Source organism: Amycolatopsis sp. NPDC059027 (assembly GCF_042739735.1).
Classification (GTDB): Bacteria; Actinomycetota; Actinomycetes; order Mycobacteriales; family Pseudonocardiaceae; genus Amycolatopsis.
The window spans coordinates 705-8,499 of sequence record NZ_JBHYIK010000083.1 but is presented as its reverse complement, the minus strand read 5'-3'; the positions used below and the strand labels follow the sequence as shown (position 1 = coordinate 8,499).

The 7,795-nt window shown below is 69.9% G+C and carries 7 protein-coding genes; 2 read left to right on the top strand and 5 right to left on the bottom strand.

Annotated elements, in window-relative coordinates; genetic code table 11:
• The first annotated feature begins 130 nt into the window (after window positions 1-130).
• The gene (locus ACFWY9_RS38270) at window positions 131-958 is read left to right on the top strand and encodes a dienelactone hydrolase family protein (RefSeq protein ID WP_378341177.1); all 828 of its coding nucleotides are present in this window, start codon (window positions 131-133) and stop codon (window positions 956-958) included.
• 224 nt (window positions 959-1,182) lie between these two features.
• Here the strand turns inward: ACFWY9_RS38270 and ACFWY9_RS38265 are convergent, their stop codons facing one another.
• From ACFWY9_RS38265 to ACFWY9_RS38245, 5 genes are all read right to left on the bottom strand, one after another.
• Window positions 1,183-1,725, bottom strand: coding sequence for a hypothetical protein (locus ACFWY9_RS38265; RefSeq protein ID WP_378331763.1), 543 nt, complete (start codon window positions 1,723-1,725; stop codon window positions 1,183-1,185).
• Between the two features lie 35 nt (window positions 1,726-1,760).
• The gene (locus tag ACFWY9_RS38260) at window positions 1,761-4,232 is read right to left on the bottom strand and encodes a WXG100 family type VII secretion target (protein ID WP_378341176.1); all 2,472 of its coding nucleotides are present in this window, start codon (window positions 4,230-4,232) and stop codon (window positions 1,761-1,763) included.
• Complete coding sequence (locus ACFWY9_RS38255) at window positions 4,232-4,543, bottom strand: hypothetical protein (protein WP_378331761.1); 312 nt, start codon at window positions 4,541-4,543, stop codon at window positions 4,232-4,234. Before ACFWY9_RS38255 ends, ACFWY9_RS38260 begins: the two co-directional genes overlap by 1 nt.
• A gap of 138 nt (window positions 4,544-4,681) precedes the next feature.
• The gene (locus tag ACFWY9_RS38250) at window positions 4,682-4,981 is read right to left on the bottom strand and encodes an acyl carrier protein (RefSeq protein ID WP_378331760.1); all 300 of its coding nucleotides are present in this window, start codon (window positions 4,979-4,981) and stop codon (window positions 4,682-4,684) included.
• A gap of 69 nt (window positions 4,982-5,050) precedes the next feature.
• Window positions 5,051-6,742, bottom strand: coding sequence for a fatty acyl-AMP ligase (locus tag ACFWY9_RS38245; protein WP_378341175.1), 1,692 nt, complete (start codon window positions 6,740-6,742; stop codon window positions 5,051-5,053).
• Between the two features lie 9 nt (window positions 6,743-6,751).
• Here ACFWY9_RS38245 and ACFWY9_RS38240 point away from each other — a divergent pair, with 9 nt between their 5' ends.
• Window positions 6,752-7,705, top strand: a complete 954-nt coding sequence (locus tag ACFWY9_RS38240) for a cytochrome P450 (protein ID WP_378341174.1) — start codon at window positions 6,752-6,754, stop codon at window positions 7,703-7,705.
• The last annotated feature ends 90 nt before the right edge of the window (window positions 7,706-7,795 follow it).

Sequence of the window (7,795 nt, the reverse complement as noted above, 5' to 3'; positions counted from 1 at the left end):
TTTCGGGGGGGCGCCCCGCGCCCCGCCCCCCCCCCCCCCCCCGCGGGGGTTTGGTGTGGGCGGCTAACCCCCCCCCCCCCCCGGGGCGGCGGGCGGGCTGGGCGGGGGCGCGGGCAGTAAGGTCACGGCCATGGCCAGCAAGCCCAAGCAGCTGCTCGCGGAGTTGACGCACCCGGGCCCGCACGAGGTCCTGCGCGGCAACCTCGCCCTGGTCGGGCTGCCCGGCGTGGTGTTCACCCCACGATCGGGTCTCGGCCTGCCCGCCGTCGCGTTCGGTCACGGCTGGCTCCAGCCGACCGGCCGCTACCACCAGCTGCTGCGGCACCTCGCGAGCTGGGGCATCGTCGCGACGGCGCCGGCCACCCAGCGTGGGCCGCTGCCGTCGCATCGTCTGCTCGCTTCGGATCTGCTGGCCACGCTCGACCTCGTCACCAAGGTCCGCCTCGGTCCCGACGGCATCAGCGTCGATCCGGACCGCCTCGGCCTCGCCGGGCACTCGACCGGCGGCGGCTCGGCCGTGCTCGCCGCCGCGCAGGCCGCGACCGCCGAACCCCCCGAACCCGAGATCCGCGCGGTCGCCACGATCACGGCCGCGCAAACGTTTCCCCCGGCGACCGAAGCGGCCAAGAACATCACGGCACCCGGCCTGCACCTCGCCGCGGGCGAAGATCTCATCGCTCCCGCAGTCGGGCACGCGGAGGCGATCGCCGACGCGTGGGCGGGCCCCGTCCAGCTGCGCACCCTGGGGAAGTCGTCGCATCTGGCGGTCACCGAGGGGCGGCACTGGAGCCAGCTGCTCCTGCACGGGAAGCCGCATCGCGGCACCCAGCAGTTGACCCGGGCCCTGTTCACGGCGTTCTTCCTGACCCACCTGACGGGCACCGGCAAGTACCTGCCGCTGCTCGAGGCCGACGTCAAGCGCGCTCCCATCGAACTCGCCGACGAACCCGCCGCCTGACGCTCCCGCCTCCCAACCCGGTCACCCAGCCGCCAAGCGCGTTTAGCGGGCTAAACGCACTCGCCCGGCCCCGCGCGGATGCGGTTAGCGGGCTAAACGCGGCGCTTAGGCACGCTAAGGACCGCGTTTAGCCCGCTAACCGCGCTTCGGGGCGGTGAGGGCAGCACGAAAAGGGCCCGGCTCCTGGCGGAGACGGGGCCCTCGACGTGACCGGACCGACCGGGTCAGTCGACCATCCACGTGTTGTTCGAGAAATCGTCGTCGTCGAACGCGTCACTCCGGGCATGCCGTCCGCGACGCCGCGCGGGTGACGGCGGCGAGGTCGGCTCCGGCGCGGGCGGCGCCTGTTCGACCGGGGCGGGCGGCGCGGTGGGCGCCGGGGGCAGGTCACCCGGTACGCCGGGCACCGACGGCGCGATCGGCGGAGGCGGCGCCGTCACGTCGCGGTGTGCCGCCGCGGCCCGCGTGTACTGCCCGAACTGGTCGGCGGGCTTCTCCTCGTCCTCCGGCCCGAACTTCATGGTGTGACTGCGGTCGGAGAGCGCCTTCTCAGTGAGCCAGCCGCCGGACTCCTTGTGCCGTTTGGCCAGCTCCTGCATGTGTTCCATGTACTTGCCATGGACCGCGGCGTCCCGCTCCATCGTCTTCAGGGCATCGGCCTTCGCCTCGGCGACGTGCCGCTCGCGGAGCCCGCGCTGCTCCTGCTGTTCCCTGGTGGCGGTATCCAATGCGGACATCGCCGCCCTCAGCCTGTCCACAGCACTCATCGCCGCTCCCTCGTCCGCTCGTTCACGCCGACGCCCTACCGCTCATAGCTGATCGACCGGTCACCCTCGTCGTCCAGCGATCCGCTGATCCGGCCGCCGGCGCCGCTGGTCTCGAAGACACCGCCCTCGATGCGGTACTGGCTGGGACCGCGTTGCTGGTCACCACCGCCACCACCACCCGGCGCGCCACCCATGCCGCCCATCATGCCCATGCCCCCCATCCCGCTCATGCCACTCATCCCGCCGGCGCCCGAGCCCGCACCACCGGTCGCACCGGCCATCTGCCCGGCGGCCGCCGGATGGTCCATGCCGCCGGGCGCCGCACCGAGCCCGACATCGCCGGTGGCCTGTGCCGACGCCCCGGTGTGCGCACCGGGCTCCAGCGAGTTGCCGTTACCAGCCAGGTCGAACTTGGCATCTGTGCTGGCGGCCGCGGTCCCGTCCGCCGCCGGCGTCGCGGCCGCCCCGTCGGCACCTCCACCGGCCGGGGCACCGGTGTCCGCCGGGGCGCCGCTGTCGGCAGTCGCTCCCGCGTCGACGCCACCGGGCGCGGCGAAGCCGCTGTTGTCCGGCGCGGGCATCGTGGTGACGCCTTCCGCCGGGGCGGGCGCCGGCATCGTCGTGACGTCGTCCAGCTTGCCCTGGTGCGATCCCGAGTCGGGCGCACGGTCGTCGGGAAGCACCGGCTGCTTGGGATCCTTCGTCCCGCCGGGGCCGGACGGATCTTCGCCGGGCTTGAGCTCGTGCTTTTCGCCCTTCTCGTCCAAGGTGTACTTGGTCGGCTCGCCCTTGCCGTCGTCGACCGTGACGACCGTCGGGCCGTTCGGCCCCTGCGGTTGCTCGGCGGTGATCTTGAGGTTGCCGTCCTGAATGTGGATCTTGCCGTCCGGCCCGGGGTGGTACGCGCCATCCGCGCCCGGTTTCCCGTCCTGCTGCGTGCCCTGCGGCCCGAAACCGGCCTTCGGATCGTGGCCGTCCGCCCCGGGCAACGGCTTCCCGTCCGGTCCAACCTGCGGATTGTCGAAGTCGAGCTTGTAGTCCTTCTTGTGCCCGTGACCGTCGTCGACCGAGACGTCCATCTTGCCGTCCTTGTCCGGCTCGGACATCGAGATCTTGTTGTCGCCCTTCTGGACGGTCATGGTGTCCTGATCGTCGCCGGCGTCCTTGATCGCTTCGCCGGTCTTCGGGTCGATCGGGTACGGCTTGCCGGTCTCCGGGTCGATCTCCAGCGGCTTGTGGGTGATCGGGTTCATCCCGTCTTCGGGCTTCTTGTCCTCCGGCTTGGGCTCGGCCGCCGACGGCGGAGTGGCGCTGCCGCCGCCCCCGCTGCCGCTTCCTCCGCCGGTACCGCCACCGGTGCCACCGCCAGTACCGCCACCGGTCCCGTTACCCGAACCGTTCCCGTTGCCATTCCCGTTTCCGTTGCCGTTACCGTTTCCATTTCCGGACGGATCGGTCTTACCCGACGACGGCGCCGGGAACGGGTTGGTGTATTCCTCCATGTACCGAGACAGCGTGTGATAGTGCTGATTGATGGTGTCGGTCGCGTTCTTGCACAAGCCCTTGAACGACTCGTACCGCTTGCTGAATTCGGGCGTGAACGAACCGGTCAGCCATTGTTTCGCCGCGCCGATCGCGTAGTCCTTGTTCTCCTTGTTCAGCTTGCAGTCGTCATGCGCCAGCCGGTCGGCGAGGTTGTTTCCGGGGCACACCGAATCGAGCCACCCGGCGATGTCCTTGAGCTTGTCCTTCGAGTCGACCTTTCCCGCGGCGACCTCGATGACCTGTTTGGCGATGTACAGCGGCGCCTTGGCCACCTCGTCGACACGCAGCTTCAGCGCCTCGTCGACCTTGGTTTTCAGCGCGGTGTAGATGTGCGTCATGGTCTCCGGGACCAGTTTCGCGACACCGTCCATCTGGTCGATGAGTTCCTTGGCGTCGGGCTGGATCCGCTGCTCGTATTTGACCTTCGCCGCGGTCGCGCCCTCACCCTTCCAATCGTGGAAGAGCGTATTCAGCGCAGAGGTCGCGTCAGTGCGCGTCTCGTCCGTGGTCTTGCGCGCGCCGGTCAGATCCTCGACCTCGTCGAGGAATTTCTGGAAGTTGATTTCCCGGTTTTCGTGGAACTTGTCCCAGACATCGGACTTGTAGTTGATCGCACTGGGACAGTCCGGCATCTTGTTCCAGATCTGGTCGGACCATTGGGAGAAGAAGTCCAGCGCCGGATTCCCGAGATCGAGTACCTCGTCCGATTTCTTGACGCCCACGCCGCCGGGAGCGGGCCCTTGCAGTGCCTGAAGATCCTTTTCCGCTTTACCGGCCTTCTCACGCGCCGTCTTGTCGGCCGCCGCGTTGGCGTCGTGCTCGGCTTGGAACTTCTTCTTGGCCTCGTCGAAATTGCCGCCGAAGAAGGCCGCCGTCATCAGGTCCCGCTTCGTGCCCGCGGTGACGTACGGGTCGGCCATCATCTTGTCGAGCTCGGCCTGCTGCTCTTTGGAGAGACCCATCAGTTGCCCGCCTTCTTCGCGGCCGCGGCCTGCTGCTCGTCGGCCGAGCTGTACCTGGTCGCGGCAGTGCCGACACCGCCGCCGAGCTGGGTCAGCTGCCCCGCGTAGCCCTTCATGGCCGCGCCGATGGCCTCGATGCCCTTCTGATAACCGGTGAACGCGTCCCCGTGCACCCGGCCGAACTCCTTCGCGGTCAGCGGTGTGGGAGCCACCTTGTCGGCCTTGCCCGACGTCTTCTCCGCGGCGCGCTCGAGCGCGGTCTGCGCTGTGAGCATCGCCTCTGAATTCGCCTTGTAGCCACCGTCCGGCATGACCGGTGCCCCCTTACGTCCGAGCTGTCCCCGTGGTTGTCCTGGGTACGACGCACGCGACCGGCCGCGGGTGCCGTCGCATATGCACACAAAATGTACCCAGCGGTCATCCGCACCGCAGCGGCTTCGCCCGGTTTGCTAACTCAAACGGTGGCGCCGCAGCAGGCCGGGCAGGCCCCGCTTACGCGGCTTGCCGCCCGCCTCGATCGTCTCGTCGAGCAGCTGCGCGGCGCTGCGGATGTCGACCAGCCGGTCCAGTTCGTCCAGATCGATGTCGATGCCGAACTCCACCTCGACCGTCGCGAGCAGCCGGACCCGCCGGCGCGAGTCGACGCCCATGTCGGCGAACGGCGTCGTCTCGTCGATCGACGACGGATCGACGCCGAACGTCTCGCACACGATCGCCTTGATCTTCTCGACATGCTCCTCAGCGGCCATACCCGAATTCTCGCCTACCCCCGCCAAGTGCGTTTAGCGGGCTAAACGCACTTGGGGGCGGCGAGGGGCTCAGCCTGCTGGGGAGGTCCAGAACCGCGTTCGGGCCGCGGAACGCGCGACCTTGCCGCTGGACGTCCGGGGCAGCGCGCCCGGCTTGACCAGCAGGAAGGTGTGGAGCGCGACGTCGTGGGCGGCGACGACTGCGCGAGCGGCAGCGCGAGCGACCTCGTCTTCGTCGACCTCGGCGGCTGCCGCCCCGCGGGCTCGCTCGGCGACGACGACCAGGGCTTCCCCGGTGTCACCATCGACGGCGAAGGCGGCCACCCGGTCCCGGCCGAGCACGGGGTGTGCGGCCGCGACGGTGTCCTCGACGTCCTGGGGATAGTGATTCCGGCCGTCGACGATGATCAGGTCCTTACGCCGTCCGGTCACGTAGAGCTGCTCGCCGTCCCACCAGCCGAGGTCGCCGGTACGCAGCCAGCCACCTTCGCCGTCGACGTGCGCGTCGAAGACTTCGGCGGTGAGTTCGGGCCGACGCCAATACCCCGCGGCGACATTCGGGCCTCGCACCCAGATCTCCCCCGTCGCGCCGTCGGGGACGGGGCAAGCGGTGTCCGGGTCGACCACCCGGATCCGCTGTCCCCGCGGACGACCGACCGCGACGAGGGACCGATCCCCGACCCGCGTCACGACCGGCCCGTTCGTGTCGCCGCCGCTGGCGACGTAGACGGTGGCCTCGGCCAGCCCGTACGACGGGCGGTAAGCGTTGCGCGGAAATCCGTGTGGCTCGTAGGCGTCGAGGAACGCTTCGACGGTGGCAGCCCGAATAGGTTCACTGCCGTTGAGGGCGATGTGCACGCCGGACAGGTCGAATTCCCGGCGCCGTGCCTCGGGAACGGCCTCGACGAGCAGGTCATACGCGAAGTTCGGCGCCGCGGTCAGTGTCTTCGGGTAGGCCGACATCAGCGTCAGCCAGCGAGCGGGCCGCCGGATGAATTCCAGCGGGGCGAGGAACACCGACCTGCCGCCGCTGTGCACCGTCCCGGCCAGTAGCTGGACGAGGCCCATGTCGTGGAAGAAGGGAATCCAGCCGACGCAGGTGGTGCCGTCGTCGACGTCGTAAGCGGCGCAGACCTGCCAGCACGCCGCGGCGAGCGCGCGGTGAGTGATCACGACGCCCGCGGGCGCGCGCGTCGTGCCCGATGTGTACTGCAGGTACGCGGGGGTGTCCGGAGTGAGCGGAGCCGGCTCGACCGCGACGGCGGGCAGCGTGTCGACAGCGAGAATCGCACGCGGCCTCGCGACGTCTTCGGTTTCGGCGAACTCCCGCACCCGATCGGCGATCGCGTCGGCCGTCAACCACACCTCGGCGTCGCAGTCGTTGAGCGCCCCCACGAGCCGCTCACGCTGTGCGCGCAGATCCGGCGCGGACAGCGGGACGGCCACCGCGCCCGCGTACAACGCACCGAAGAAGGCAGCGACGTAGGAAAGATCTTGGCGCGCGACGATCGCGACCCGGGCGCCCGGCCTGATGCGCCCGTTCAGCGCTGCCGCGACTGCCTGGACGCGGACCAGCAATTCGGACCAGGTCAGCGTCCGCTCGGCCATGTCGCCGCCGGAGCAGTCGATGTGTGTGAAAGCGGGGCGTGCGTCGTCGGCACGATCGAGCAGGCGCAACACCAGCGGGGTGCGCAGAACTTCCTCGGGTACCTCGTCCGGCACGGCCGCATCCTCCAGACGATCCCGTCGCGGTGTGGGCATCATACGAACGTGGACGACTTCTTCGTACTGGACGCGCGGGCGGACCGGGTCGGGGCGCTGCGTGACCCGCGGCTCAGCTCCGATCCGGACAGCGGTGCGACCGGCCAGGCCAATCTGCTGCTCATGGACGGCGCCGACCACCGCCGGTTGCGCGAAGTCGTCAAGGAGATCATCGCGCTGGTGGAGCCACTGCCGTCGGCTGTGCGGTCCGATATCGAGGACGTGGTTGCCGGGCTGGCAATGTCGGTGTCGTTCGATCTCGTCGCCGATTTCGCCCGGCCTGTCGCCGCGCGGGTCACGTCCGCGGTGCTCGGCGCCGTCGAACCACTCGACGCGCGGCTGCTCACAGCGCTTTCCGAGACGGCGGCAAACCTCGACGTCTGGTCGGGTGGAGCGCCGCCGGGTGCGGACCTCGCGGCGTTGCGAGTCGCGATGTTCTTCCTCAAGGCGACGGCCGTCGAGGGCGGCGGGCTGGCGTTGCTGCGCGAAGCGCACGACGCGGGCCGGGTCACGGAGGACGAGCTCATGCTCACGCCGGTGATGCTCGCGCACGCGGCGTACGAGAACTCGATGAACTTCCTCGCTCTCGCCGGACTGGACCTGCTTCGCCGACCGCGGCAACCGGACGAGGTCGAGGTGCGACGGCTCGTCCAGGAGATCGCGCCGACACGGTATGCCGCCCGGCGCGTGACCGGCCCGCTCACCGTGTCGGCGGTGACGTTCGAGAAGGGCGACAAGCTCGCCGTCCCGCTCGGTGACGGGCTCGCGTTCGGGCTCGGGCGGCACGCTTGCCCTGGCTCGCGGGTCGCGGTCGCCGAAGGGGAGGTCGCGTTGCGCGCGCTGTCCGCCGTCCTCACCTCCTCCCACGTCGTCGGCGAGGTTCGCTACAAGCCCCACCGCGTGTTCCACGGCCTGGAGTACGCCCAGGTCACCCGCACCTCCCCCGCCGCCGAGCGCGTTTAGCCCGCTAAACGCGCTTCGCCCACGGCACCCGAGCGCGTTTAGCGGGCTAAAGTAGGGCCCGGAGGCCCAGCCGCGCGCACCGGTCGTGCA